The sequence below is a fragment of the Leifsonella bigeumensis genome, from assembly GCF_039537265.1.
Taxonomy (GTDB): Bacteria; Actinomycetota; Actinomycetes; order Actinomycetales; family Microbacteriaceae; genus Terrimesophilobacter; species Terrimesophilobacter bigeumensis.
The window spans coordinates 777,298-802,361 of sequence record NZ_BAABAE010000003.1; the positions used below are offsets into that span (position 1 = coordinate 777,298).

Consider the following 25,064-nt stretch of genomic DNA (forward strand, 5'->3'; position numbering starts at 1 on the left):
CTCCGAGACCGTGGCGCACTTCTACCTGAGCGATGCGGCGACGGATGCCGTGGCCGGCAGCACGATCGCCGTGACCGGCTCCGAGGCGCGTCACGCGGTCACCGTCGGCCGTCTGAAGGCCGGGGAGCGGCTGAGCGTCGGGGACGGGCGGGGGATGATCGCCGAGGGCGTCGTCTCGGCGGTCGCCGGCGAGAGCTTCGAGCTCACCGTCGAGTCCACCCGCTTCGAGGAGGCACCCCGCCCGGCGATCTGGCTCGCCCAGGCCCTCGCCAAGAACGACCGCGACGAACTCGCCATCCAGGCGGCGACCGAGCTCGGTGTCGACGGGGTCATCCCGTGGGCGGCCGGCCGCTCCATCGTCAAGTGGGAGGGCGCGAAGGTCCGCAGGCACGAGGAGCGCTGGGCGAGCATCCTGCGGGAGGCGAGCAAGCAGTCGGTGCGGCACCGGATTCCCGAGTTGCGACCGCTCGCCTCGACTGCGGCGCTCGCGAAGCTGGGGGAGGAGTTCCAGCTCGTGGTCCTCGAACCCACTGCTGAGGTGAAGCTGAGTTCGCTGCCGAGGACCGGTCGCGACCTGCTCGTCGTTGTGGGGCCGGAGGGAGGCATCGCGCCGGCCGAGCTCGCCCGGCTGGCCGCGGCAGGGGCATCCGCGGTCTCGCTCGGCACGAACATCCTGCGCACGAGTACGGCCGGGCCGGCCGCGATCGCCGTCCTGGGTGTCGCGCTCGGCCGCTGGTAGCCCGCCCGCTGGTGGCACGGCTGAGGACACCAGCGGTTAAGATGGTCTCCATGCCGGAAACCAGCGAACCGTCGATCTTCACGCGTATCGTCGCGCGCGAGATCCCGGCCGACATCGTGTTCGAGAACGACACGATGATCGCGTTCCGGGACATCAACCCGCAGGCGCCAGTGCACCTGCTCGTCGTGCCGAAGACCGGGCAGTACCGCAACGTCTCCGAGCTCGCCGCGGGCGACCCCGCCCTGCTCGCCGAACTCGTGGGGACCGCGAAGCACCTCGCCGAGGAGCACGCCGGCGGGGAGTACCGACTCATCTTCAACGAGGGTCCCTCGGCCGGGCAGACCGTCTTCCACGTGCACGCGCACGTCCTCGGGGCCGGTCCGGACGGCGGTCTGGCGGAAGGATCTCTTGGCCAGTAACGACCAACCCAGCGGCGAGGATCCCACGGGGGACCGGGACGCGCGCGAGCGGTTCGAGGTGGACGGGATCGCGATGGTCCGCCTGCTCGGCCCGCAGGACCGCCTTCTCAGGACGGTCGAGAGCCAGTATCCGCTCGTACGCGTGCTCGTGCGAGGCAACGAGGTGACCCTCGAGGGCGACGCCGGGCAGGTGCAGGAGGCGAAGCGACTCGTCGAGGAGCTCATCAGCATGGTGCGGAACGGACAGGATCCGGGCGAGCCCGAAGTCGAGACCTCGGTGCGGATGCTCAGGGCCGACCCCGGCACGAGTCCGGCCGAGTTGCTCAGCCAGGCGATCCTCACGACGCGGGGTAAGAGCATCCGGCCGAAGACGCTCGGCCAGAAGAACTATGTGGATGCGATCGACCGCAACACGATCGTGTTCGGGATCGGCCCGGCCGGAACCGGCAAGACCTACCTGGCGATGGCGAAGGCCGTGCAAGCGCTGCAGCGCAAGGAGGTCAGCCGCATCATCCTGACCCGCCCCGCCGTCGAGGCGGGTGAGCGGCTGGGGTTCCTGCCTGGAACCCTCAACGACAAGATCGACCCCTACCTGCGGCCGCTCTACGACGCACTCAACGAGATGATGGATCCCGAGGTCGTGCCGAAGCTCCTCGCCACCGGCACGGTCGAGGTCGCCCCGCTCGCCTACATGCGCGGGCGTACCCTCAACGACTCGTTCATCATCCTCGACGAGGCCCAGAACACGAGCCCCGAGCAGATGAAGATGTTCCTGACCCGGCTCGGGTTCGGCTCGAAGATGGTCGTCACCGGCGACGTGACCCAGGTCGACCTTCCGGCCGGGGCGAGCGGCCTGCAGCTCGTCACGCGCGTGCTCACCGAGATCGACGACATCCACTTCGCGAGGCTCACGAGCGAGGATGTCGTGCGGCACAGCCTTGTCGGGCGCATCGTCGACGCCTACACGAAGTACGACGCGGAACGACAGGTGCAGCGTTTCGAACGCCAGCAGGGCGAAGGCCAGCAGCATGGCGGACCCAACCGCGAGGAGCGCAGGGCGCCCCTCCGGCGCGGCCGCAACCCGCAGGATCACCAGCGGAAGGCGGGGACGTGAGCATCGAGATCAACAACGAGTCCGAGGTCGAGGTCGACGAGCCCTCCCTGCAGCGACTCGTCATCTACGCGCTCGACCGGCTTCACGTGCACCCGGATGCCGAACTCGGCATCGTGCTCGTCGACGAGGCGGCCATGGAGCAGCTCCATGTGCAGTGGATGGACGAGCCGGGGCCGACGGACGTGCTGAGTTTCCCGATGGACGAACTGCGGCCGGGAACCGATGATGTCATGACCCCGGCCGGGCTCCTCGGCGACATCGTGCTGTGTCCCCAGGTGGCGACGAGTCAGGCGGAGGCAGCCGGCCACGGCCTCATCGACGAACTGCTCCTGCTCACCTGCCACGGCCTCCTGCACCTGCTCGGGTTCGACCACGCCGAGCCGGAGGAGGAGCGCGAGATGTTCGGCATCCAGCGCGACATCCTCGCGGGGTTCGCCCAGGCCGAGCGAAAACGCTAGCGCCATGATCCCCGTCTTCGTGAGCGTCGCGGTCGTGCTGGTCGCCCTCGGCGGCTGGCTCGCGGCGGCGGACTCCGCGCTCGGAGTGCTCTCGAGGGCGGACCTCACCGAGCTCGCCTCGACCGCGCGGGCGCGCAGGTCGCTCCTGGCGATCGCGGCGGATGTCGGCGCCCATGTCAACGCCGTCAATTTCATGCGCGTCGTGGCCGAGACGACCGCTGCGGTGCTCGTCACCCTCGCCTTCGCCTATGTCTTCGACGAGTGGTGGTGGGCGCTCCTGCTGTCCGCGTTCATCATGACGCTGGCATCCTTCGTGCTCGTGGGCTCGAGCCCGCGCGCGGTCGGCCGGGTGAACGCCCGACCGGTCATGCGGTGGAGCGCCTGGCTCGTGCATGCTTCGCGTGTCGTGCTCGGCCCCATTGCGGCGGCTCTCGTGGCCATCGGCAACCGGGTGACACCCGGGCGGCCGAGGACCGTCTCGTTCTCCTCCGAGGAGCAGTTGCTGAGCATGGTCGACGAGGCGACCGCTCTCGACGTGCTCGAGGAGGACGACCGCGAGCTCATCCATTCGATCTTCGAGTTCAACGACACCGTCGTGCGGGAGGTCATGATCCCGCGCACCGACATGGTGGCGGTCGACGGTGACGAGGGGATCTCCGCGGCGATGTCGCTCTTCCTGAGCAGGGGGGTGTCCAGGATGCCGGTCATCGGCTCCGACATCGACGAGGTGCTCGGCGTCGTCTACCTGCGGGATGTCGCCCGGCTCACCTTCGAGAAACCTCTGGATGTCGAGAACACGCTGGTCTCCCAGCTCGCGCGGGCGGCGCTCTTCGTTCCGGAGTCCAAGAAGGTCGACGAACTGCTGCGCCAGATGCAGTTGGAGTCCAACCACCTCGCGATGGTCGTCGACGAGTACGGGGGGATCGCCGGGCTCGTGACGCTCGAGGACCTCATCGAGGAGCTCGTGGGCGACATCTCCGACGAGTACGACCGCGAGGTCGTCGAGGTGCAGCAGCTCGCCCCGGGACGCTACCGGGTGAGCGCACGGCTGCCGATCGACGAGCTCGGCGAGTTGTTCGGCCTCGAGCTCGACGACGACGACGTGGAGACGGTCGGCGGGCTCATCGCGAAGGCACTGGGGCGGCTGCCGACGACCGGCTCGGTCGCGCACTCCGCCGGGCTCCTGCTGACGGCGGACCGGACCGAGCGGCGGGGGACCAGGCTGAGGACCGTCATCGTCGAGCGCGACGAGAGCGTCGAACTGGATCTGGCCGAGGCCAAGGGGAATGAGTCATGAGCGAGCAGTTCCGGGCGGGCTTCGTGACGTTCGTCGGACGCCCCAATGTCGGCAAGTCGACCCTGACGAACGCGCTCGTCGGTGAGAAGGTCGCGATCACGAGCAGCAAGCCGCAGACCACGCGCCGCGCCATCCGGGGCATCGTGCATCGGCCGGACGGCCAGCTCATCCTCGTGGACACCCCGGGGATGCATCGCCCGCGCACCCTGCTCGGCGAGCGTCTCAACGACGTCGTGCAGTCGACGCTCGCGGACGTCGACGTCATGTGCCTGTGCGTGCCGGCGAACGAGAAACTCGGGCCGGGCGATCGCTTCATCAACGAGCAGCTGGACCAGTTCCCGAAGGCGAAGAAGGTCGCGATCGTGACCAAGGTGGATGTCGCCTCGAAGTCGGCGGTCGCCGAGCAGCTCCTGGCGGTGAGCAGGCTGCGGGAGTGGGCGACCATCATCCCGGTGTCTGCGCTCACCGGTGTGCAGCTCGACATCCTCGCGGCGGAGCTCGTGGCCCTGCTCCCGGAGTCGGAACCGCTTTACCCGCGGGAGACGGTCACCGAGGAGGACCTCGAGGCACGCATCGCCGAACTCATCCGCGAGGCGGCGCTCGAAGGGGTGTCGGATGAGCTTCCGCATTCGATCGCGATCACGATCGACGACATGGTCGACCGGGACGACAAGGAGCTGTTCGAGATCTATGCGAACCTGTTCGTCGAGCGCGACAGTCAGAAGGGCATCATCATCGGCCACAAGGGGAGCCGGCTGGCCGAGGTCGGCGCGCGGGCGCGGGCGGCGATCGAGCCGCTCGTCGGCAAGCAGGTGTTCCTGTCGCTGCGGGTCAAGGTGGCCAAGGACTGGCAGCGCGACGCGAAGCAGCTGGGCCGCCTCGGCTTCTAGGCGCCGCGAGCACTGGGAGTGGCGTACATCCAGCGGATGATGCTGACCGACGGAGGAGTGACATCCGGTTCCCGGTGCCAGGCAGGCTCTACCGCGCAGTCCCCGTGAGCCACTACAATTCGGTGACCGATCAGGGACAGGCGGGCATCGTGGCCATCATTGAACTCGAGGGAGAGAGCGCGCAGTTGCGCGGTCAGCTCGAGCGCGCCGGCGACCGCGGCGCCGTGACGATCGCGGTGACCGGTCCCGCCCGCAGCGGCAAATCCGCCGTCCTGCGCTCGGTCGTGGCCGAGCACGAGGACTGGCTCGTGCTCTGGGCGAACTGCCTGCCACTCGGCGATTCGATCCCCTTCGGCGTCATATACCAGTGGTTCGCCGGGCTCGCACGGGTCACCGAGGAGGGCGACGAGCCATTCGACGGCCCGGGTGCCGCCCTCCGCGAGCTCGTCGTCAGGGGAGCGGTGGACACGTCTGCGACCGAGATCTCCTACGCCGTGCGCTGGGCGATCGCGCGCCTCGCCGGCCGGCAGCGGGTCCTGCTCGTCGTGGACGATCTCCAGTGGGCGGATGCCGCCTCGGCCACCGTGATCGGCCACCTCGTATCGCTGCTCTCACCCGAGCCCATTGCGTTGCTGTGCGGTATCCGGGAGGAGCGGGAGGTGCCGAAGCCCCCGGTCGTCGAGGCGATTCTCCATGCGGCGAGCGTCGTCTCGTTGCGGAGGGGCCGGCTCACGCCCGCTGAGTTGAGGGTTGCCACGCTGGCGGCGGCGGGGCTGTCGAATCGGGAGATCGCTGCCCGGCTCTTCGTGACGCTCAAGACCGTCGAGTTCCACCTGTCGCGCTGCTTCCGCAAGCTCGGGGTGACGACCAGGCACGCGCTCGCCGCAATGCTGGAGACGGAACCGGTGGCCTGAGGCTTGGGTTCTCCCCGGCCGCGGTGGGACGCGCGGATCGGGGCGGAGCTTTCGCACCGCCCCGATCCGGCCTCCCACCACAGGGCTGGGGGAGCCTGTGTCCTGGCTAGAACACCGCCTGGAAGCTGTTCAGGATGTTGTCGAGCACGACATCCTTGTCCGAGTCCGTCACCATCTGCACGGTGAGGATCATGAGATGCGTGTTGCTCGCGTCGTTGGCGACCACGACGGCGTAGTCGGTGCTCGTCCCGCCGCATCCGGTGAAGTAGACGAACTGGCCGATGTAGTAGCTGTCGTCATACGCACCCTCGTTTCCGACCGTGCAGTCCGCACCGACACCGCTCTTGTAGTTGCCGATGATCTGCATGAGGTCGCTGCCGAGGGCGTCCTCACTCGCGGTCACGCGAACCCCGGGAACCGACCAGCTCGAGTTGTAGTTGGCCAGGTCCGTCGTCGCGGTCACGTCGTAATACGTGGCGCCGCTGTCGTCGGTGAAGCTCGACCCGTCGATCTGGTTCCAGTTGCTGGGAACGTTCACGCTCACCGTCCCGGAGTCGTCGGTGACGGTCACGAAGCTGTCGACGGTTCCTCCGTCGCCGCCCTGGGAGTTGCCGCTGGAGACGAGTTCGAGCTCCTTGCCATTGAACTGGCCCTCGTAGATCGAGTCCTCGATGGGCCGGTAGACCTGGAAGTCGATCGTCGCGTCGACGCCCTGGGTCTTGAGCACCTGGCAGTAGTCGCCGAGTGAGCCGTCCCTGGCCAGCGTGACGCCGGCCATGTCGAAGAGCACGTCGCCGGGCTCGATGCCGGCGGCATCCGCCGGGCTTCCGGCCGCGACCGACTCGATCCAGATCCCGAGCGGCGAGCCGTCGTCTGCGGGCTGCCTCGCCTGCGCGTTGAGTCCGAGGGAGAGCACCGGGGTACCGGACTTCAGGTCTTCGAGGACGGGCAGCACCTGGTCGCGGTGGATCGCGAAGTTGTAGTCGAGATCATCGCGGCCGGCGTAGTTGACTCCGACGACCTTGCCCTCCGGGTCGACGAGCGGCCCGCCCGAGTTGCCGCCGCGGATGCGGGCGTCGTGCTCGATGACGTGGTCGAGGGATGCCCAGGAGTCGTCCTGAGGGACATCCGCCTTGGAGACGATGCCTCGCGTCATCGTGAAGTTCGGGTCGCCGAGCGGGAATCCGGCGGAGTAGACGTCGAGGGCTGTCTCGATGTCGCCCTTGTGCCAGGCCATGAACGGGTAGTCGCCCTCGTCGAGCTGGATGACGGCGAGGTCAAGGCATTCCGAGGCGCCGAGCACCTTCGCGTTGTACTGCTTGGACGTGTCGCCGCCGACCCAGACCTTGAGGGTTCCGGCACCGACCACGACGTGGTTGTTGGTGACGGCGATTCCACTCGGATCGATGATGAAGCCCGACCCGCGCGCCGCAGACTCCGACGGCTGGGTCGTGCCGGCCGGGATGAACGTTCCCTGGGCCTGGATCTGGATGGTCGCGGACTGCACGCCCTTGAAGTCGACCGGTTTCGGACCGGCTTCGACGTTGACTGAGAAGCACGAACTGAGCGTGAACGCCGCGATGCTGGCCGTGGCGATCAGGGCGATGGAGCGCATGGTGCGCCGCATCGTTGTGGTGTGTGGGTACACGGGTTCCTCCTGGTGCGACGGGTGCACCTGACCCGTCGATGCCCCCAGCTTTCCGGTTCCCACCGGCCGAGGGGCTCAGAACCGACCCTAGTTTTTCGATACTGGGGTCGCTCTCACGGCGGCGCCGACGGCTCAGCCGCCCTCGACCGGGCGCAGCGCACTCACGACGTGGACGACATCCGGGCCGAAGCGGTTATCGACGTAGCGCTGCAGGTCGCCGTCGTCGTAGATCCAGGTCGCGAAGAGGTAGCCGTTTCGCGGCCCCGATTCGAGCGGCCGCAGGCTCGGGTCAGCGGTATTGAGCTCCGCCTGCACCTCGAGGAGTCGCGACTCCTCGTTGGTGCCGGCGTTGGCGGGGTCCTCGTAGGGGTCGACGATCGGCATCGGGTCGTAGAGGGCGAGGAGCATGGCGGGCTGCGTGAGCGTGAAGCGCTCGCCGTCCCAGGTTCCCTGCAGGGCGTACGCACCCCAGGTGACCCTGCTCGCCGTCTCGGCTCCGTCCACGCTGTCCCAGTCCCATCCGACGATCTCGGGCCCGTCGCACTGGGGAGGGTAGGACTCGAGGACTCCGCCGAGGCAGAACATGGGGGCGGCCTCGTCGACCTGGAGCACGGTGCCCTGGCCGATGACCTCGCCTTCGGCGGCGATTCCGGATGGCGGCTGCCCGCCGGGGGTCGACGGCGTCGCGCATCCGCCGAGGACAAGCGCGGCGACGATGGGCGTGGCGGCGAGCAGGGCGGTTCGCAGCACCGGTCGACGATGGGATCTGGTCCGTGTCATGGCTCTATTCTCACGAGCTGTCGGTCGCGGGAGAACCCAACAGAATCAGTCATTCATTCGTCACGGTTTCGGGCCGACGGCGCGGATGGTATCCTGAAACCGTGTTCGGTCTGCTTCTCCTTAGCTGCCGCGACGAGTCCTAACCCAGGCCTCCCTCGTCGCGGAGTTCGTCGTGGCCTTCTCACCGAATGGCTGATCCGCAGCAGAGAGAACCCAGGACCATGAAGAACACACAATCACCGTCGGCGATGCCGATTCACAAGTACCGTCCGTACCACGAGACCTTCGCCGTCGACCTGCCGGACCGCACCTGGCCCGACGCGAGGATCACCCGGGCGCCGCGCTGGTGCGCGGTCGACCTCCGCGACGGCAACCAGGCGCTCATCGACCCCATGAGCCCCGAGCGCAAGCAGATCATGTTCGATCTGCTCGTGCGGATGGGCTACAAGGAGATCGAGGTCGGGTTCCCCTCGGCGAGCCAGACCGACTTCGATTTCGTCCGCAAGCTCATCGAGGAGGACCTGATCCCGGATGACGTGACGATCCAGGTGCTCACCCAGGCCCGCGAGGAGCTCATCAACCGCACCTATGAGTCGATCCGTGGTGCGAAGCAGGCGATCGTTCACCTCTACAACTCGACGAGCATCCTGCAGCGCGACGTCGTGTTCCGCACCGACCGGCAGGGCGTGATCGATATCGCACTCGAGGGCGCGCGCCTGTGCAAGGCCGCCGAGGCTCTCGCCCCCGGCGTCGACGTCTACTACGAGTACTCGCCGGAGAGCTACACGGGCACCGAGCTGGATTTCGCGCTCGACGTCTGCAACCAGGTGCTCGAGGTCTTCGAGCCGACCCCGGAGCGCAAGGTCATCATCAACCTGCCGGCGACCGTCGAGATGGCGACACCCAACGTCTACGCCGACTCGATCGAGTGGATGTCGCGGCACCTGAACCACCGCGAGAACGTCATCCTGAGCCTGCACCCCCACAACGACCGCGGCACGGCGGTCGCGGCGGCCGAGCTCGGCTACCAGGCCGGCGCCGACCGCATCGAGGGATGCCTGTTCGGCAACGGCGAGCGCACCGGCAACGTCGATCTCGTCGCGCTCGGCATCAACCTGTTCACGCAGGGCATCGACCCGCAGATCGACTTCAGCGACCTCGACGATGTCAAGCGCATCGCCGAGTACTGCAACCAGCTGCCGGTGCCCGAGCGCAGCCCCTGGGCCGGCGACCTCGTCTACACGGCGTTCAGCGGCTCCCACCAGGACGCCATCAAGAAGGGCTTCGAGGCCATGGAGGCCGACGCAGCGGCGCAGGGGAAGTCCGTCGACGACCTCGTCTGGGCCGTGCCGTACCTGCCGGTCGACCCCAAGGACCTCGGCCGCAGCTACGAGGCGGTCATCCGGGTCAACTCGCAGTCCGGCAAGGGGGGAGTGGCCTACCTGCTCAAGGCGGACCACGCCCTCGACCTGCCCCGCAAGCTGCAGATCGAGTTCAGCGGGGTCGTGCAGGCGAAGACGGACGCAGAGGGCGGCGAGGTTTCGAGCAGGGAGATCTGGGCGATCTTCACCGACGAATACCTCCCGTCGACGGTGCCCGACGACAAGTGGGGCCGTTTCGAGCTCACCAGGACCCGCACCTCGAGCGACATGTCTGGCGAGGTGTCGCTCTTCGCCGAGCTTCGCGTCGGCGAGGACATCGTGGAAGCGAACGGCACGGGTAACGGCCCGGTCGCGGCGTTCCTCGACATCCTCTCGGGCGAGGGGATCGACGTGAAGGTGTACGACTACGTCGAGCACGCCCTCGGGGCTGGGGGCGACGCGCTCGCCGCCGCCTACGTCGAATGCCAGGTGGGAGACAAGCGGCTGTGGGGCGTCGGGATCGATGCCGACATCTCCACCGCGAGCCTCAAGGCCGTCGTGTCGGCGGTCAACCGGGCTGTGCGCACGCGATCGGGCGAGCGCGAGCTCGCCGGCGTCTGAGCGACCTCATCCTGGAACGACCCTCACCGCACCGACAGCGCACGACGAGTGCCGCGCAACCGGTCAACTGAGGGTGCGAGCCGGATTCCGTCCCGCAGGTCCGGCGCGGGGAGCGGCTCCCCGTAGGTCGTGGCGATCGGCAGCACCCCCGCCCAGGTGTCGCCGGCGATGTCCTCCTCGGGGTCCTCCGGCCACTGGGTGGAGTTCTTGAGCGTCCATTCGTCGACCGACATCCTGAGCATGAGGGTCGCGGCGAGCTCCCTGCGATTGTGCGGGCGGAGCTCCCCGAGCCTGCCAGGCAGCAGCCCTTCGGTCACGAGGTCGAGAGCGGCGAGCTTCCGGTCTTCGTCGAGCGGGGTGCACGAGCCGAAGAGTATGGCGCTGCGGTAGCGCATGGACGACTCGAAGGCGGAGCGGGCGTACACGAGCCCGTCGACGGCCATGACCGAGACGGTGACCGGGATTCCGGTCGCGAGCCTCCGCAACCACCACGATCCGGTCGAACCGTGAAGGAGGATGTCGTCGCCGTCCGGAACGATCGCGATCGGCATGACGACCGGTCGCCCCTCCTCGACGAAGGCGAAGTGCCCCACCGACGCATCCCGCAGCAGCCGGTCGAGGGGCTCGCGGTCGGTCGAGTTCACGCGCTCCGGCATCCGGGCCGGTCGAGTACGGTTGAGGCTCATCGTGCAATTCTGCTGCACGCGCCGCAGGTCGTGCAGGTCGCGCATCGGGCGGCGGGCCGCCCGCCGCCCGGACAAACCACGCCGAGGCGCCGATAATTGGCGTATGCCTCTCTACCGTGACGAAGCCGTCGTGCTGCGCACCCACAAGCTGGGCGAGGCCGACCGCATCGTCACCATGCTGAGCCGTCAGCACGGGAAGATCCGCGCGGTCGCGAAGGGAGTTCGGCGCACGGCATCCAAGTTCGGGTCCCGGCTCGAGCCCTTCATGGTCGTCGACGTGCAGCTCTACGAGGGGCGCAGCCTCGACATCGTCACCCAGGCGGAGTCGATCGGGGCGTACGGCGCCGAGATCATGAACGACTACGCCTCCTACACTGCGGCGAGCGCCATGGTGGAGACCGCGGACAAGGTCACCGACGACAACGGCTCGCTGCAGCAGTACCTCCTGCTCGTCGGCGCCCTGCGCTCGCTCGCGCGACACGAGCACGAGGCGAGCCTCACCCTCGACTCCTTCCTGTTGCGCTCGCTCTCGATCGCCGGATGGGCGCCGAGCTTCGTCGACTGCGCGGTGACCGGCGCCCCCGGCCCGCACACGGCCTTCGTCGTGCAGCTCGGGGGAGTGGTGGCCGACGAGGTCGCGCCGCCGGGCGCCCCGCGCCTCGACGCGCAGACGATCGGCCTGCTCGCAGCGCTGCTGGCCGGCGACTGGCGGGTCGCGGATGCCGCGGAGGAGCGGTCGCGCAGCCAGGCGAGCGGGGTCATCGCCGCCTACACCCAGTTCCACCTCGAACGCAGCCTGCGGTCGCTGCAGCACGTCGAGCGGGGCGTGCAGGCATGACCCGCGCCCCGAAGACCCACAAGGACTCCGTCGACTTCAGGCCCGTCGACTGGACCGGCCTCTATCCGCCGAAGCTTCCGGCATCCGCGATCCCGGGCCACGTCGCCCTCGTCATGGACGGCAACGGCCGCTGGGCGAACGCCCGCGGTCTCACCCGCATCGAGGGCCATCGCGCCGGCGAGGCATCGCTCCTCGACGTCGTCGCCGGCGCCATCCAGCTCGGCATCCGTCACCTCAGCGTCTACGCGTTCTCGACCGAGAACTGGTCGCGTTCGACCGAGGAGGTTCGCTTCCTCATGGGCTTCAACCGCGACGTGCTGCACCGCCGGCGCGACCAGCTCAACGACTGGGGGGTGCGCATCCGGTGGGCCGGGCGGAAGCCGCGACTCTGGGGTTCGGTCATCAAAGAGTTGCAGTTCGCCGAGAGGCTCACCGAGCGCAACACCGTGCTCGACCTCACGATGTGCGTCAACTACGGCGGGCGGGTGGAACTCACGGATGCCGTGCGCGCGATCGCCGCCGACGTCGCCGCCGGCCGGCTCAAGCCCACCGGGATCACCGAGCGCAGCATCCAGCACCACCTGTACCAGCCGGACCTGCCCGATGTCGACCTCTTCGTGCGCAGCTCGGGCGAGCAGCGCACGAGCAACTTCATGCTGTGGCAGAGCGCCTACGCCGAGATGGTGTTCCTCGACACGCTCTGGCCCGACTTCACGCGCGAACAGCTCTGGCAGGCCGTCGAGCTCTACGCTGCGCGAAACCGTCGATTCGGTGGTGCGAAGGATACTCCGACGACGTGATGTGCACGAAACCTGAGTCCCATCGCGAAACCTTGCAAGAAAGCGGCATCCAGATCGTTCCGGCCGCGCGGCAGCAGGGGCAGGATGGGAGGATGACCTCTGCACAAGCGACTTCTGCCGTGGCGGCCACAAGCCGTTCCCTCTCACCCGCGCTCAGGCGCGCGATCGACGAGTTCCGCAGCGATGCGGCACGCGGCTACCTCGCGGTCGCCTCGATCGGCCTGCCGACGAAGGCGACCGTCGCCGCCCAGCTCGCCGACATCGAGCTCTGGGCCTCCGGCCGACGTGACCCCATGGACTACGACGCCATCCACGAGAACACGCGCGAGCACTACGCGCGTCTTGTCGGTGTGGGAGCGGACCGCGTGGCGACCGGCTCGCAGACCTCGGTCATGGCGAGCATCTTCGCTGCGGCAGTCCCGGCAGGAGCGGAGGTGCTCTGCGCCGACGGCGACTTCAGTTCGATCATGTTCCCCTTCCTGCAGCGGAAGGACATCCGGGTGCGGGCGGTCCCGCTCGACGAGCTCGCGGCATCCGTCACCGACGCGACCTGGCTCGTCGTCTTCTCGCTCGCCCAGTCGGCGACCGGACGCATCGCCGACAACGAGGGCATCGTCGCCGCCGCAGCGCAGCACGGGGCGTTCACGGTGTGCGACCTCACCCAGGCGGCGGGCGTCTACCCCGCGGATGCCGCCATGTTCGATGCGACGCTGTGCCACGCCTACAAGTGGTTGTGCTCACCGCGCGGTGTCGCGTTCATGACCGTGAGCCCACGCTTCCAGGAGGTGCTCACGCCCGTCCAGGCCGGCTGGTACGCGGGCGAGGACGTGTGGGGCTCCTGCTACGGACCGGCCATGCAGCTCGCCGAGTCCGCCCGTCGCTTCGACGTCTCGCCGGCATGGCCCGCGTGGGTCGGCGCCGAGCCCGCGCTCACCCTGTTCTCCGGCCTCGACATGCAGGAGGTGTGGGCGTTCACGAGCGGCCTCGGCGACCGCCTCTGCGATGCGCTGGAGATCCCGCAGCAGCACCAGCCGATCGTGACCTGGGCGGATGCGGACCAGAAGGACATGGCCAGGCTCGTCGCCGCCGGCATCACCGTCTCCGGGCGGGCGGGGCGGCTTCGAGCTTCGATCCACCTGTGGAATGACGAGAGCGACATCGAGGCGGTCGCGCGGGCGCTGCGCTGAGCGCCTGCGCAGCGGTATCGCGTCCCGGCCCTAAACTGGAGGATCACTGCCGACCGGACGCACGCCTCGCGCCCGGCTGACCTCCTGGAGTACACCGTGGCCACCGCCTCCCCCCTCGATGCCGTCATCTCGCTGGCCAAACGCCGCGGATTCGTGTTCCAGGCGGGGGAGATCTACGGCGGATCGCGCTCGGCCTGGGACTACGGGCCGCTCGGCGTCGAACTCAAGGAGAACATCAAGCGCCAGTGGTGGCGGGCGATGGTGACCTCGCGCGACGACATCGTCGGACTCGACTCGGCGATCATCCAGCCTCGCCAGGTGTGGGTCGCATCCGGTCACATCGGCGCCTTCACCGACCCGCTCACCGAGTGCCTGCACTGCCACCGGCGCTTCCGCGCCGATCACCTCGAGGAGGCCTACGAGGAGAAGAAGGGCCGCGCGCCGGAGAACGGGCTCGCCGACATCGTCTGCCCCAACTGCGGGACGCGCGGGCAGTGGACCGAGCCGCGCGACTTCCAGATGATGCTCAAGACCTATCTCGGCCCGGTCGAGGAGGAGAGCGGGCTGCACTACCTGCGGCCGGAGACCGCGCAGGGCATCTTCGTGAACTTCAACAACGTGCTCGGGGCGAGCCGGATGAAGCCGCCGTTCGGGATCGCCCAGGTGGGCAAGAGCTTCCGCAACGAGATTACCCCCGGCAACTTCATCTTCCGCACGCGCGAGTTCGAGCAGATGGAGATGGAGTTCTTCGTCGAGCCGGGCACCGACGAGACCTGGCACCAGTACTGGATCGACGAACGCGTGAACTGGTATGTGGACCTCGGGATGAATCGCGACAATCTGCGGTTGTTCGAGCATCCGAAGGAGAAGCTCTCGCACTACTCGAAGCGCACGGTCGACCTCGAGTACCGGTTCCGCTTCCAGGGCAGCGAGTGGGGAGAGCTCGAGGGGGTCGCGAACCGCACCGACTTCGACCTCTCGACGCACAGCGAGCACTCCGGCACCGACCTGTCGTACTTCGACCAGACGAAGAACGAGCGCTGGACGCCCTACGTCATCGAGCCGGCGGTGGGTCTCACGCGCTCGATGATGGCCTTCCTCGTGGACGCATACCACGAGGACGAGGCGCCCAACACGAAGGGCGGCGTGGACAAGCGCACGGTGCTGCGGCTCGACCGCAGGCTCGCACCGGTCAAGGCGGCCGTTCTTCCGCTCTCCCGCAACGAGGAGCTCTCGCCCATCGCGAAGGAGCTCGCGGCCGACCTGCGCCGCTTCTGGAACATCGACTTCGACGACGCCGGTGCGATCGGCCGTCGCTACCGTCGCCAGGACGAGATCGGCACGCCGTTCGCCATCACGGTCGACTTCGACACGCTCGAGGACAAGGCCGTGACGGTGCGCGAGCGCGACTCGATGGCACAGGAGCGCATCTCCCTCGACAAGCTGCAGGGCTACCTCGCGGAGCAACTGCTCGGCGCGTAGCCCTGCATCCTCGTGCGCGGGTGTTCTCGCCTCACGCGGGCATTACTTCGCCCGCGCTCAACCGAAACACCCGCGTGAGCGCCGAATCTAGCCGGCGGTGTACCCGCCGTCGACGACGATCTCCGACCCGGTCATGAACGAGGACTCGTCACTGGCGAGGAACGCGATGACGTTGGCGACCTCTTCCGGCTCGCCGAGGCGACCCATTGGGGTCGTGTCGATCAGGTACTGCCGGTCGGTGTCGCCCAGGATCGGCGTGTTGATGTAGCCGGGGTGCACCGAGTTCGCGCGAATGCCCTTCTTGGCCCATCCGAGCGCCGTGTTCTTGGTGAGGATGCGCACGGCACCCTTGGCGGCCGCGTAGCTCGGGCCGCCGAGCCCGCCGACGATGCCGTACATGGAGCTGATGTTGACGACCGACCCGTTGCCGGACTTCTGCAGTTCGGCGCTCGCGGCCTTCATGCCGAGGAACGCGCTCGTCTGGGTGACGGCGATGACCTTGTCCCAGCTGGCGAGCGGGGTCTCCTCGATCGGGAGCGTGTCTCCGATGCCGGCGTTGTTGACGAGAGTCGTGAGGCCACCGAACGTCTTCACGGTCTCGGCGACGGCCTTGTTCCAGTCGTCCTCGCTCGTGACGTCGAGGTGCACGTAGTGGGCCTTGCCGCCGGCATCCGTGATCTCCTTGACGACGTCTGCGCCCGCGGCATCCTGGATGTCTCCGATGACGACGTTCGCGCCGCCTTCAGCGAGCTGGCGGGCTGCGGCCTTTCCGATGCCGCTGGCGCCTCCCGTGACGAGAGCGGTCTTTCCGGTGAACCGGGTCATGTTCTCTTCCCTTTCTCAAGTGGTGCGATTCGCACCGTCATTTATATGCAACCGCATAGACTTTGGAACTATTCCTCGAGGGAATGTTCGCGCGCCGGGCTTGGTTTGTCCTGAGGATGGAAGGTCGAGGAGTGAGCGAAGCAATCAAAGTAGACATCTGGTCGGACGTGCAGTGCCCGTGGTGCTACATCGGCAAGCGCAAGTTCGAGGCGGGGGCAGCGCAGTTCGGTGGTGAGGTCGAGGTGGAATACCACTCGTTCGAGTTGGCGCCGGACACACCAGTCGATTTCGACGGCACGCCGGCCGACTATCTCGCCCAGCGCAAGGGTCTGTCCCATGACCAGGTGAGCCAGATGCTCGACCGGGTCACCGGGATCGCGGCATCCGTCGGTCTCGACTACGACTACGACTCCGTGCACCAGACCAACACGGTCAAGGCGCACGAGCTGCTGCACTACGCCAAGTCCAAGGGCCGTCAGCTGGAGATGAAGGAGCGCCTGCTCAAGGCGTACTTCGTGAATGGTGAACACGTCGGCCGCATCGACGACCTCGCCGACATCGCAGCGGAGATCGGGTTCGACCGGGCCGACGTCGTGCGCGCGCTCGAGTCGAACGAGTTCCTGGCCGCGGTCAAGGCCGACGTCGCGCAGGCGCAGGAGTATGGCATCCAGGGTGTTCCCTTCTTCGTCATCGACGGCAAGTACGGCATCTCCGGCGCGCAGGAGGCGTCGACGTTCGCCGCAGCCCTGCAGCAGGTGCGCGAGGAGAAGAAGGCGGCGGCGTGACCGACGCGAAGAAGACCCCTCTCACGATGGTCGGCCAGCCGGATGCCGCCGTGTGCGTCGACGACACGTGCGAGTGGCCGCCGCCGGCCGCCAAGTGCTGCGCGCCCCGGCCTGCGCACCACCTCCTGCTCTGGAACTGACGGCAGCTGGCCGCGAGGGGTCACTTACCGCTGTTCGGTGCAGCCTTTAAGAGCAACAACCGACCCCTCGCGGTCAGGAGCGAGGGGCGAGCGGCTCGGTGATGTCGGCGACGGTCGCGCCGAGCGAGGCGAGGAGGGCATCCGCGTCGACGAAGGCGCTGTAGCCGCGCTCGCCCGCGCCCATCGCGATGCGGTGGCCGGGAATCGTCGCATCGGCGAAGACGGGCCACGCGGTCGTGCTGCCGAGCGGGGTGATCGTGCCCCGGCCGTAGCCCGTGGCTTCGATCGCGAGGGCCTCCTCCGGCATGGCGAGCTTGTTCGCCCCGACGAGGGCGCGCAGCTTCGGCCAGGAGATCTGCCGATCGCCCGGTACGAGGGCGAAGAGGTAGGTCGCCGCAACGGTGCCTTGCGTCGAACGACGAGCGTCTTGACGATGTCGGCGGGCCGGATGCCGAGAAGCTCGGCGGCCTCCTCCAGGCTCCCGGCGCCCGGCCGCTCGACGATCTCGACCTCGAGGCCGCGCGCGGCCGCATCCGCGAGCACGCGCTGCCGGCCCGCGGGTGTACTTCCTGATGCCTCGCCCATGCCGACGACCACTTTCTGGGAGAATCGAAGCGATGACCACTCTCGCCACCGCAACTCCCAAACTACAGCTCGGGCGCATAGCGCTCGAGGTGCCGGTCGTGCTCGCGCCCATGGCGGGCATCACGAACACGGCGTTCCGGCGGCTGTGCCGCGAGTTCGGCGCGGGGCTCTACGTGAGCGAGATGATCACGAGCCGTGCGCTCGTCGAGCGCGGCGAGAAGACGATGCGTCTCATCCGGCATCACGAGTCGGAGACGCCGCGCAGCATCCAGCTCTACGGCGTCGACCCGCACACGGTGGCCGAGGCGATCACGATGCTCGTGGCCGAGGACCGCGCCGACCACGTCGACCTCAACTTCGGATGCCCGGTCCCCAAGGTCACGCGCAAGGGCGGCGGCGCGGCGCTCCCGTGGAAGCTCGACCTGTTCCGGGAGATCGTAGAGGCCGCGGTCAAGGCCGGTGGTGACGTTCCCGTGACGGTCAAGATGCGCAAGGGCATCGACTCGAACCACCTCACCTACCTCGAGGCCGGTCGCATCGCGGCCGGGGCGGGGGTCGCCAGCGTCGCACTGCACGCGCGCACCGCGAGCGAGTTCTACAGCGGCGAAGCCGACTGGTCGGCGATCGCCACGCTCAAGGAGACGGTCACCGACGTGCCGGTGCTCGGCAACGGCGACATCTGGAGCGGGGCGGATGCGATCCGCATGGTCGAGCAGACCGGCTGCGACGGCGTCGTCGTGGGCCGAGGATGCCTCGGCCGGCCGTGGTTGTTCGGCGACCTCGTCGCCGCGTTCCAGGTCAGGGCGGGGGAGCTCTCTCTCGAGGAGGCCACGGCGAGGCAGGCGCGACCGACCCTCGGCGTCGTCGCCGCGACCCTCCGCCGCCACACCGAGCTGCTCGCCGAATTCCTGAGCAGCGAAGACGACGACGGCGAGGAGTGGGCCTGCCGCGACATCCGCAAGCACGTCTCCTGGTATTTCAAGGGATATCCGGTCGGCAGCGAGCTGCGCTCCGCGCTCGCGAGGGTCGAGAGCCTGCAGCAGATGGACGACCTGCTCGGCCGGCTCGACTGGTCCGAGCCGTACCCCGGCGACGACGCGGAGGGCCCGCGCGGGCGCGCCGGGCATCCGAAGCGCACGGTGCTGCCGGAGGGCTGGCTCGACAGCCGCGAGCTGGCCGCTGCCCACCGGGGCGACCTGAGCGAGGGCGAAGCGGACACCACAGGTGGCTGAGTCGGCGACCCCTGCGGCATCGGGCGCATACACCGAGCACGACAGTGCCCGCTGGTTCCCCGAGGAGCACTCCAACCGCCGCAGCGACTTCGCCCGCGACCGCGCCCGCGTGCTGCACTCGAGCGCCCTTCGCCGCCTCGCCGCGAAGACCCAGGTGCTGAGCCCGACGGCCGGTGTCGACAACGCCCGCAACCGCCTCACCCACTCGCTGGAGGTCGCCCAGGTCGGACGCGAACTGGCCTCGAGCCTCGGCCTCGATCCGGATGTCGTGGACACCGCCTGCCTCGCCCACGATCTCGGGCATCCGCCGTTCGGCCACAACGGCGAGCGGGCGCTCAACGCGTGGTGCGCGGACGTGGGCGGCTTCGAGGGCAACGCCCAGACCCTGCGGCTGCTCACCCGCATCGAGCCGAAGGTCTTCGGCGGCGACGGTCGCTCTTACGGACTCAACCTCACGCGAGCCAGCCTCGATGCGAGCTGCAAGTACCCGTGGCCGGCCGAGAGCGCTGTCGGCGACCCGAGCGGCCGCGCCAAGTTCGGCTTCTACCTGGACGACACCCCCGCCTTCGACTGGCTGCGCGATGGGGCACCGGAGCGGCAGCTGTGCATCGAGGCCCAGGTCATGGACCTCTCCGACGACATCGCCTACTCCGTCCACGATTTCGAGGATGCGATCGTCGGCGGCTACATCGATGTGCCGGCCCTCGGGGCCCGAGTCGACCACGACGAACTCGTCGATTCGATGTTCGTGTGGATCGGCGGAGAGCTCGGCCACGATGAGCTCATCGCGGCCTTCGACCGGCTCGACTCGCTGGAATCCTGGATCGACGAGTTCGACGGCACGCGCGCGGCGCAGGGCCGCCTCAAGAACCTCACGAGCCAGCTCATCGGCCGATTCGCCGGCATCGCGACGCAGGCGACGCTCGCCGAGCACGGCGGCGAGCACCTCATCCGGTTCGGCGCGAGCGTCGTCGTCCCGCGCGAGATCCGCGCTGAGATCGCTGTGCTCAAGGGCATCGTCGCGGCGAACGTCATGTCGACGAACTCGCGCAAGCCCATCTACGCCCGGCAGCGCGACACGATCACCGAGCTGGCCGAGGCGCTGCTCGATCGGGGCCCGGATGCGCTCGACGCGGGTTTCGCCGCCGACTGGCGCGAGGCGGACACGGATGCCGGCCGCAAGCGCGCCGTCGTCGACCAGGTGGCGAGTCTCACCGACCAGTCGGCGAACGCCTGGCACCGGAAGTTCGTCGGCCGTCCACAGGGCTCAGCCGCGGAATCCGGCCCCGCCTAGAATCGGCTTATGGCTGGCCTCATCCGCAGGAACGACATCGACGAGGTGCGTTCGCGGATCAACATCGCCGACATCGTGGGCGACTACGTGACTCTCAAGAGTGCAGGGGTCGGTTCGCTCAAGGGCCTCTGCCCCTTCCACGACGAGCGCAGCCCGAGCTTTCATGTGCGCCCGCAGGCGGGTCGCTACCACTGCTTCGGCTGCGGCGAGGACGGCGACGTCTTCAGCTTCCTGCAGAAGATGGACCACGTCACCTTCTCCGAGGCGGTCGAGAGGATGGCGGCCAGGGTCGGCATCGAGCTCCATTACGAGGATGGCGGCAAAGCGGCGAGCGACCACGGCAACCGGGCGAGACTGCTTGCCGCGAACCAGGCGGCCGCGGAGTTCTTCTCCGCGCAGCTCTCGACCCCCGGCGCCGAACCAGGCCGCGCCTTTCTCGGCGCACGGGGCTTCGATCCGGCGGCGGCGGCCCATTTCGGCGTGGGCTTCGCCCCGAAGAGCTACGACGCGCTGAGCAAGCACCTCATGGGGCTCGGCTACACCGAGGAGGAGCTGCTCGGCGCAGGCCTGGTCGGCCAGGGCGACCGTGGCACCTACGACCGTTTCCGCGGCAGGCTCGTCTGGCCCATCCGGGACACCACCGGCCAGACCCTCGGCTTCGGCGCCCGCAAGCTGCTCGACGACGACCAGGGCCCCAAATACCTGAACACCCCGGAGACGGCGGTCTACCACAAGTCGCAAGTGCTCTACGGGCTGGACCTCGCCAAGCGCGACATCTCCCGCGGCAAGCGCGTCGTCGTGGTCGAGGGGTATACGGATGTCATGGCCTGCCACCTCGCCGGCGTCACGACCGCCGTCGCCACCTGCGGCACCGCGTTCGGCGTCGACCACATCAAGGTCATCCGCCGGGTGCTAGGCGACGTCGAGAATTCCGACTCGCACGGACTCGGCGAGGTCATCTTCACGTTCGACCCCGACGAGGCAGGCCAGAAGGCCGCGAGCCGCGCATTCGCCGAGGAGCAGCGCTTCGCAGCGCAGACGTTCGTCGCAGTCGCTCCGGATGGCCTCGACCCGTGCGACCTGCGGCTCGAGCGCGGCGACGACGCCGTGCGCCGGCTCGTCGACGAACGCAAACCCATGTTCGAGTTCATGATCAGGAGAGTGCTGTCCGGGTTCGACCTCGAGACGGTCGAGGGACGGGTCGGCGGTCTGCGCGCCGCAGCACCCGTCGTGGCCGGCATCCGCGACCCTGCGCTCCACAGCGGCTACATCAGGAATCTCGCCGGCTGGATCGGACTCGACCCGCAGGATGTCTCCCGCGCGGTCAAGGGTGCGGCGGGCCGGGCTTCCACGAGCGCTCGCCAGCCGGAACAGGCGACCCCCTCGGGCGACCGGTGGGTGGACGGCACTGCCGCGGGCGCGGGTGGCGCCGGCGAAGCACCTCCGGCTCAGGGGCCGTCGATCACCCAGTTGCCGACCGACCCGGTGACGCGCCTGGAACGCGACGCCCTCATGGCGATCCTCCAGCAGCCGGAGGCCGTCGGCCGCGACTACGCGCTGCGCGTGAGCCAGGCCGCCTTCACCAATACGACCCTCTCCGTGGTGCGCGACGGGATCGCTGCGAGCATGGACGACTTCGATTCGAATCGTTGGCTCGACCGTGTCGCCGAGGAGGTGCCGGAGGCCTTCCGGGGCATCGTCAACCAGCTCGGCGTTGCCCCGATCCCCGAGAAGGAGGGCCGGGAACTCTCGATCTACTGCCGCGGGGTCGCCGCATCCCTCATCGGACGGGATCTGCTCTCCAGCAAGGCCGAACTCCTCGGCCGGCTGCAGAGGACGGATGCCGCGGCCGAGCCCGAACGCTATCGCGAGCTGCAGCGCGAGCTCATGAGGGTCGAGGCGGACCGCCGGGAGCTCATCGCGGACTAGGAGACGCCGCGCACGCCCCAGGTTGCAGAACAGTAAAGTTTCGGCCGCAATCGGTCGGCGATGCTCGGCGCACTTGGAATCCGTGTTATCAAAGGGGTATACAAAGCTGCACGGCCTGCAACCATGCGAGCCGTGCGTTGTGTTCTCACCACAGTCCAGATCGGCTGGGGTGAACCCTCATCACAGAGAGAGGTATCCGGATATGACATCCGCATCCACGATCCGAAAGCGCACGCTCGCCGTGCTCGGTGGCACCGCCATCGCAGCAATGGTGCTCAGCGGCTGCGCGGCCGGAAACGAACCCGGTGACACCGGCGCTTCAGGGACCATCACCGTCGGCACCACCGACAAGGTCACGACGCTCGACCCCGCAGGTTCGTACGACAACGGCTCGTTCTTCATCATGAACAACGTGTTCCCGTTCCTCATGAACTCGAACCCGGGCAGCTCGGATGTCCACCCGGACATCGCGGAGTCGGCCGAGTTCACCTCGCCGACCGAGTACACGGTCAAGCTCAAGCCGGGACTCAAGTGGGCCAACGGCAACGACCTGACGGCATCCGACGTGAAGTTCAGCTTCGATCGCCAGCTCAAGATCGCCGCGGACAACGGCCCGTCGACGCTGCTCTACAACCTGGACAGCACCGAGGTGACGGATGACCTGACCGTCGTCTTCCACCTCAAGAACGGGAACGACCAGATCTGGCCTCAGATCCTCTCCAGCCCTGCCGGACCGATCGTGGACGAGGATGTCTTCTCCGCCGACGCGCTCACGACCGACCAGGAGATCGTCGACGGCAACGCCTTCGCCGGTCCGTACGTGATCTCGAGCTACAAGTTCAACGAGCTCGTCCAGTTCAAGGCCTACGACGGCTACCAGGGTCTGCTCGCAGCGCCGAAGACGGCCACGGTCAACCTCAAGTACTACGCCGACCAGTCGAACATGAAGCTCGACGTTCAGGAGGGCAACATCGACGTCGCGACCCGCAGCCTGTCTGCGACCGACATCGACAGCCTCTCCGGCAACGACAACGTCACCGTCCACAAGGGTCCCGGTGGTGAGATCCGCTACATCGTGTTCAACTTCGACACGATGCCGTTCGGTGCGAAGACCGACGATGCCGACGCCGGCAAGGCGCTCGCCGTCCGTCAGGCGATCGCCGACGTGATCGATCGCGAGGCCATCGCGAACCAGGTCTACAAGGGCACCTACCTGCCGCTGTACTCCTACGTTCCCGCCGGCCTGACCGGTGCCACCGAGGTCCTCAAGGACCTCTACGGCGACGGAAACGGCGGCCCGGATGTCGACAAGGCGAAGGCGACCCTCGAGGCCGCCGGTGTCACCGGCCCGGTCACCCTGAACCTGCAGTACAACCCGGACCACTACGGTGCGAGCTCGGGCGATGAGTACGCGCTCATCAAGTCGCAGCTCGAGGCCTCCGGCCTGTTCACGGTGAACCTGCAGTCGACGGAGTGGGTCCAGTACTCCAAGGACCGTTCGGCCGACGTGTACCCGCTGTACCAGCTCGGCTGGTTCCCGGACTACTCGGACGCGGACAACTACCTGTCGCCGTTCTTCCAGACCGACAACTTCCTGAAGAACCACTTCAGCAACGCCGAGATCGACACGTTGATCCAGGGCCAGGCTGTCGAGGGTGACGCGGCGAAGCGCACGGCGGACATCGAGGACATCCAGGCGAAGGTCGCGGCCCAGCTGTCGACCCTGCCGTTCCTCCAGGGCGCGCAGGTCGTCGTCTCCGGTAAGGACGTGAAGGGTGTCGACGACACCCTGGACGCCTCCTTCAAGTTCCGGTTCAACGTCCTGAGCAAGTAAGGCACGACCAGGCGGCTACTATCGAAGAGCCGTAACAGGGGGCGGTCCGCGCAATCCGCGGGTCGCCCCCTCCTTTTCCGGTCGTGTGCGCACGAAGATTGGCAACGATGACGACAACCGCAACCCCGGTGGATCCCGGATCGGTGACCGATACCACCCAGAAGGCGAGGTCGCGGGGGTCCGGCGGGAATCTCGGGCGCTACATCCTGGTGAGGCTGCTCCTCATCATCCCCACCGTGTTCATCCTCGTGTCGATGGTGTTCATCCTCATGCACATGATCGGCGACCCGATCACGGCGGCGCTCGGCGGTCGGCTGAGTCCCGACCAGTTGCAGGAGCGCATCCACGCCGCCGGCTACGACCGCAACATCTTCATCCAGTACTTCGAGTACCTCGGGCAGGTCGCCACCGGTAACTTCGGTACGACCATCAGTGACAACCGTCCGATCTCCGAGATCCTCCTGACGTACGGCGGCGCGACGCTCGAGCTCGCTTTCTATGCACTCATCGTCGCGTTCATCGTCGGAATCCCGCTCGGCATGCTCGCCGCCTACCTCCGAGACAAGTGGCCGGATGCCGTGCTGCGGGTGTTCGCGATCCTCTTCTATGCGACGCCGGTCTTCTTCGCAGGGCTGCTGCTCAAACTCATCTTCTCGGTGTGGCTCAAGGTGCTGCCGGTCAACGGCCGGGCGTCGGTGGGTACGGAGTTGAACCTCCAGTTCCTCGACCATCCGACGAACATCTACCTCATCGACGCCTTCCGAACCGGCGATCCGGCGGATGTCGGCGACGTGCTCACCCACGCGCTCCTGCCGGGAATCGCCCTCGGGCTCCTCACCGCGGGGATCTTCCTGCGGCTCGTGCGTCTCAACGTCATCGGCACGCTCGGACAGGACTACGTGGATGCTGCGCGCTCGCGCGGCGTCGGCGAACTGCGGCTCGTGCGCAAGCACGCCTACAAACCGGCGCTCGTCCCGATCATCACCGTCATCGGCCTCCAGATCGCGTTGCTGCTGGGGGGAGCGGTGCTCACCGAGACGACCTTCGAGTGGAAGGGCCTCGGCTTCATGCTCGTGCAGTACATCAACGCGCGGGACTTCGTCGCCGTGCAGGGCATCGTCGTGCTGCTCGCGGTCATCGTCGCGGTCACCAACTTCATCGTCGACGTCATAGCCGCGCTCATCGACCCGAGGGTGAGGTACTGAC

Annotated in this window: 23 protein-coding genes and 1 pseudogene; 19 read left to right on the top strand and 5 right to left on the bottom strand. The window is 67.9% G+C overall.

Going from position 1 to position 25,064, the window contains the following annotated elements; all coding sequences use genetic code 11:
* Nucleotides 1–10: 10 nt before the first annotated feature.
* From ABD678_RS08820 to ABD678_RS08850, 7 genes are all read left to right on the top strand, one after another.
* Nucleotides 11–739, top strand: a complete 729-nt coding sequence (locus ABD678_RS08820; protein WP_344755783.1) for a 16S rRNA (uracil(1498)-N(3))-methyltransferase — start codon at nt 11–13, stop codon at nt 737–739.
* Between the two features lie 50 nt (nt 740–789).
* Complete coding sequence (locus tag ABD678_RS08825) at nt 790–1,158, top strand: histidine triad nucleotide-binding protein (protein ID WP_344755785.1); 369 nt, start codon at nt 790–792, stop codon at nt 1,156–1,158.
* Nucleotides 1,148–2,272, top strand: coding sequence for a PhoH family protein (locus tag ABD678_RS08830; RefSeq protein ID WP_425561959.1), 1,125 nt, complete (start codon nt 1,148–1,150; stop codon nt 2,270–2,272). The genes ABD678_RS08825 and ABD678_RS08830 overlap by 11 nt, the downstream gene beginning before the upstream one ends.
* Complete coding sequence (gene ybeY / locus ABD678_RS08835; protein WP_344755787.1) at nt 2,269–2,730, top strand: rRNA maturation RNase YbeY; 462 nt, start codon at nt 2,269–2,271, stop codon at nt 2,728–2,730. Before ABD678_RS08830 ends, ybeY begins: the two co-directional genes overlap by 4 nt.
* A gap of 4 nt (nt 2,731–2,734) precedes the next feature.
* Complete coding sequence (locus ABD678_RS08840) at nt 2,735–4,027, top strand: hemolysin family protein (protein WP_344755789.1); 1,293 nt, start codon at nt 2,735–2,737, stop codon at nt 4,025–4,027.
* Nucleotides 4,024–4,917 (top strand): GTPase Era, encoded by an 894-nt coding sequence (gene era / locus ABD678_RS08845; protein ID WP_344755791.1) that lies wholly within the window; start codon nt 4,024–4,026, stop codon nt 4,915–4,917. Before ABD678_RS08840 ends, era begins: the two co-directional genes overlap by 4 nt.
* 122 nt (nt 4,918–5,039) lie before the next feature.
* Nucleotides 5,040–5,831, top strand: a complete 792-nt coding sequence (locus ABD678_RS08850; RefSeq protein WP_344755793.1) for a LuxR family transcriptional regulator — start codon at nt 5,040–5,042, stop codon at nt 5,829–5,831.
* Nucleotides 5,832–5,937: 106 nt separating this feature from the next.
* Here the strand turns inward: ABD678_RS08850 and ABD678_RS08855 are convergent, their stop codons facing one another.
* Complete coding sequence (locus ABD678_RS08855; RefSeq protein ID WP_344755795.1) at nt 5,938–7,446, bottom strand: trypsin-like peptidase domain-containing protein; 1,509 nt, start codon at nt 7,444–7,446, stop codon at nt 5,938–5,940.
* Between the two features lie 165 nt (nt 7,447–7,611).
* Complete coding sequence (locus ABD678_RS08860; protein ID WP_344755797.1) at nt 7,612–8,259, bottom strand: hypothetical protein; 648 nt, start codon at nt 8,257–8,259, stop codon at nt 7,612–7,614.
* A gap of 221 nt (nt 8,260–8,480) precedes the next feature.
* Here ABD678_RS08860 and leuA point away from each other — a divergent pair, with 221 nt between their 5' ends.
* The gene (gene leuA, locus ABD678_RS08865; RefSeq protein ID WP_344755799.1) at nt 8,481–10,241 is read left to right on the top strand and encodes a 2-isopropylmalate synthase; all 1,761 of its coding nucleotides are present in this window, start codon (nt 8,481–8,483) and stop codon (nt 10,239–10,241) included.
* A gap of 23 nt (nt 10,242–10,264) precedes the next feature.
* Here the strand turns inward: leuA and ABD678_RS08870 are convergent, their stop codons facing one another.
* Complete coding sequence (locus ABD678_RS08870) at nt 10,265–10,927, bottom strand: pyridoxamine 5'-phosphate oxidase family protein (RefSeq protein WP_344755801.1); 663 nt, start codon at nt 10,925–10,927, stop codon at nt 10,265–10,267.
* 103 nt (nt 10,928–11,030) lie between these two features.
* Here ABD678_RS08870 and recO point away from each other — a divergent pair, with 103 nt between their 5' ends.
* From recO to ABD678_RS08890, 4 genes are all read left to right on the top strand, one after another.
* Nucleotides 11,031–11,765 carry a DNA repair protein RecO gene (gene recO / locus ABD678_RS08875; protein WP_344755803.1) on the top strand — a complete coding sequence of 245 codons (735 nt, stop codon included), beginning with the start codon at nt 11,031–11,033 and terminating at the stop codon, nt 11,763–11,765.
* Nucleotides 11,762–12,565, top strand: a complete 804-nt coding sequence (locus tag ABD678_RS08880; protein ID WP_344755805.1) for an isoprenyl transferase — start codon at nt 11,762–11,764, stop codon at nt 12,563–12,565. The genes recO and ABD678_RS08880 overlap by 4 nt, the downstream gene beginning before the upstream one ends.
* 92 nt (nt 12,566–12,657) lie before the next feature.
* Entirely contained in the window at nt 12,658–13,752 is a 1,095-nt protein-coding gene (locus tag ABD678_RS08885) for an aminotransferase class V-fold PLP-dependent enzyme (protein WP_344755807.1), read from the top strand.
* Between the two features lie 96 nt (nt 13,753–13,848).
* Nucleotides 13,849–15,234 (top strand): glycine--tRNA ligase, encoded by a 1,386-nt coding sequence (locus ABD678_RS08890; protein ID WP_344755809.1) that lies wholly within the window; start codon nt 13,849–13,851, stop codon nt 15,232–15,234.
* 87 nt (nt 15,235–15,321) lie between these two features.
* On the opposite strand, the gene ABD678_RS08895 is transcribed toward ABD678_RS08890, so the two are convergent.
* A complete protein-coding gene (locus ABD678_RS08895; protein WP_344755812.1) occupies nt 15,322–16,059 on the bottom strand; it encodes an SDR family NAD(P)-dependent oxidoreductase in 738 nt (245 codons plus the stop codon).
* 131 nt (nt 16,060–16,190) lie between these two features.
* Between ABD678_RS08895 and ABD678_RS08900 the strand changes: the two genes are divergently transcribed.
* Both ABD678_RS08900 and ABD678_RS08905 read left to right on the top strand, forming a co-directional pair.
* Entirely contained in the window at nt 16,191–16,844 is a 654-nt protein-coding gene (locus ABD678_RS08900) for a DsbA family oxidoreductase (RefSeq protein ID WP_344755814.1), read from the top strand.
* Nucleotides 16,841–16,984: a hypothetical protein gene (locus ABD678_RS08905; protein WP_344755816.1), complete on the top strand. Its 144-nt coding sequence runs from the start codon at nt 16,841–16,843 to the stop codon at nt 16,982–16,984. Before ABD678_RS08900 ends, ABD678_RS08905 begins: the two co-directional genes overlap by 4 nt.
* Nucleotides 16,985–17,057: 73 nt before the next feature.
* Here ABD678_RS08905 and ABD678_RS08910 read toward each other — a convergent pair.
* Nucleotides 17,058–17,569: pseudogene (locus ABD678_RS08910) on the bottom strand (aminoacyl-tRNA deacylase).
* 32 nt (nt 17,570–17,601) lie between these two features.
* Here ABD678_RS08910 and dusB point away from each other — a divergent pair.
* The 5 genes from dusB to ABD678_RS08935 all read left to right on the top strand — a co-directional run bounded on the left by dusB (nt 17,602) and on the right by ABD678_RS08935 (nt 25,063).
* Complete coding sequence (gene dusB, locus ABD678_RS08915; protein ID WP_344755818.1) at nt 17,602–18,801, top strand: tRNA dihydrouridine synthase DusB; 1,200 nt, start codon at nt 17,602–17,604, stop codon at nt 18,799–18,801.
* Nucleotides 18,794–20,095 carry a deoxyguanosinetriphosphate triphosphohydrolase gene (locus ABD678_RS08920; protein ID WP_344755820.1) on the top strand — a complete coding sequence of 434 codons (1,302 nt, stop codon included), beginning with the start codon at nt 18,794–18,796 and terminating at the stop codon, nt 20,093–20,095. The genes dusB and ABD678_RS08920 overlap by 8 nt, the downstream gene beginning before the upstream one ends.
* A 9-nt stretch (nt 20,096–20,104) precedes the next feature.
* Nucleotides 20,105–22,024, top strand: coding sequence for a DNA primase (dnaG, locus tag ABD678_RS08925; protein WP_344755822.1), 1,920 nt, complete (start codon nt 20,105–20,107; stop codon nt 22,022–22,024).
* A 202-nt stretch (nt 22,025–22,226) separates the two neighbouring features.
* Nucleotides 22,227–23,858: an ABC transporter substrate-binding protein gene (locus ABD678_RS08930; protein ID WP_344755824.1), complete on the top strand. Its 1,632-nt coding sequence runs from the start codon at nt 22,227–22,229 to the stop codon at nt 23,856–23,858.
* Between the two features lie 107 nt (nt 23,859–23,965).
* Nucleotides 23,966–25,063 carry an ABC transporter permease gene (locus ABD678_RS08935; RefSeq protein WP_344755826.1) on the top strand — a complete coding sequence of 366 codons (1,098 nt, stop codon included), beginning with the start codon at nt 23,966–23,968 and terminating at the stop codon, nt 25,061–25,063.
* Nucleotide 25,064: the final 1 nt, after the last annotated feature.

What these genes read in the sequence shown, in the direction of transcription:
- ABD678_RS08895 (WP_344755812.1), bottom strand. Translation starts at nt 16,059, where the DNA reads ATGACCCGGTTCACCGGAAAGACCGCTCTCGTCACGGGAGGCGCCAGC.
- ABD678_RS08935 (WP_344755826.1), top strand. Translation starts at nt 23,966, where the DNA reads ATGACGACAACCGCAACCCCGGTGGATCCCGGATCGGTGACCGATACC.
- leuA (WP_344755799.1), top strand. Translation starts at nt 8,481, where the DNA reads ATGAAGAACACACAATCACCGTCGGCGATGCCGATTCACAAGTACCGT.
- ABD678_RS08880 (WP_344755805.1), top strand. Translation starts at nt 11,762, where the DNA reads ATGACCCGCGCCCCGAAGACCCACAAGGACTCCGTCGACTTCAGGCCC.
- dusB (WP_344755818.1), top strand. Translation starts at nt 17,602, where the DNA reads ATGACCACTCTCGCCACCGCAACTCCCAAACTACAGCTCGGGCGCATA.
- ABD678_RS08825 (WP_344755785.1), top strand. Translation starts at nt 790, where the DNA reads ATGCCGGAAACCAGCGAACCGTCGATCTTCACGCGTATCGTCGCGCGC.
- era (WP_344755791.1), top strand. Translation starts at nt 4,024, where the DNA reads ATGAGCGAGCAGTTCCGGGCGGGCTTCGTGACGTTCGTCGGACGCCCC.
- ABD678_RS08930 (WP_344755824.1), top strand. Translation starts at nt 22,227, where the DNA reads ATGACATCCGCATCCACGATCCGAAAGCGCACGCTCGCCGTGCTCGGT.
- ABD678_RS08855 (WP_344755795.1), bottom strand. Translation starts at nt 7,446, where the DNA reads ATGCGCTCCATCGCCCTGATCGCCACGGCCAGCATCGCGGCGTTCACG.
- ABD678_RS08870 (WP_344755801.1), bottom strand. Translation starts at nt 10,927, where the DNA reads ATGAGCCTCAACCGTACTCGACCGGCCCGGATGCCGGAGCGCGTGAAC.
- recO (WP_344755803.1), top strand. Translation starts at nt 11,031, where the DNA reads ATGCCTCTCTACCGTGACGAAGCCGTCGTGCTGCGCACCCACAAGCTG.
- ABD678_RS08885 (WP_344755807.1), top strand. Translation starts at nt 12,658, where the DNA reads ATGACCTCTGCACAAGCGACTTCTGCCGTGGCGGCCACAAGCCGTTCC.
- ABD678_RS08860 (WP_344755797.1), bottom strand. Translation starts at nt 8,259, where the DNA reads ATGACACGGACCAGATCCCATCGTCGACCGGTGCTGCGAACCGCCCTG.
- dnaG (WP_344755822.1), top strand. Translation starts at nt 20,105, where the DNA reads ATGGCTGGCCTCATCCGCAGGAACGACATCGACGAGGTGCGTTCGCGG.
- ABD678_RS08840 (WP_344755789.1), top strand. Translation starts at nt 2,735, where the DNA reads ATGATCCCCGTCTTCGTGAGCGTCGCGGTCGTGCTGGTCGCCCTCGGC.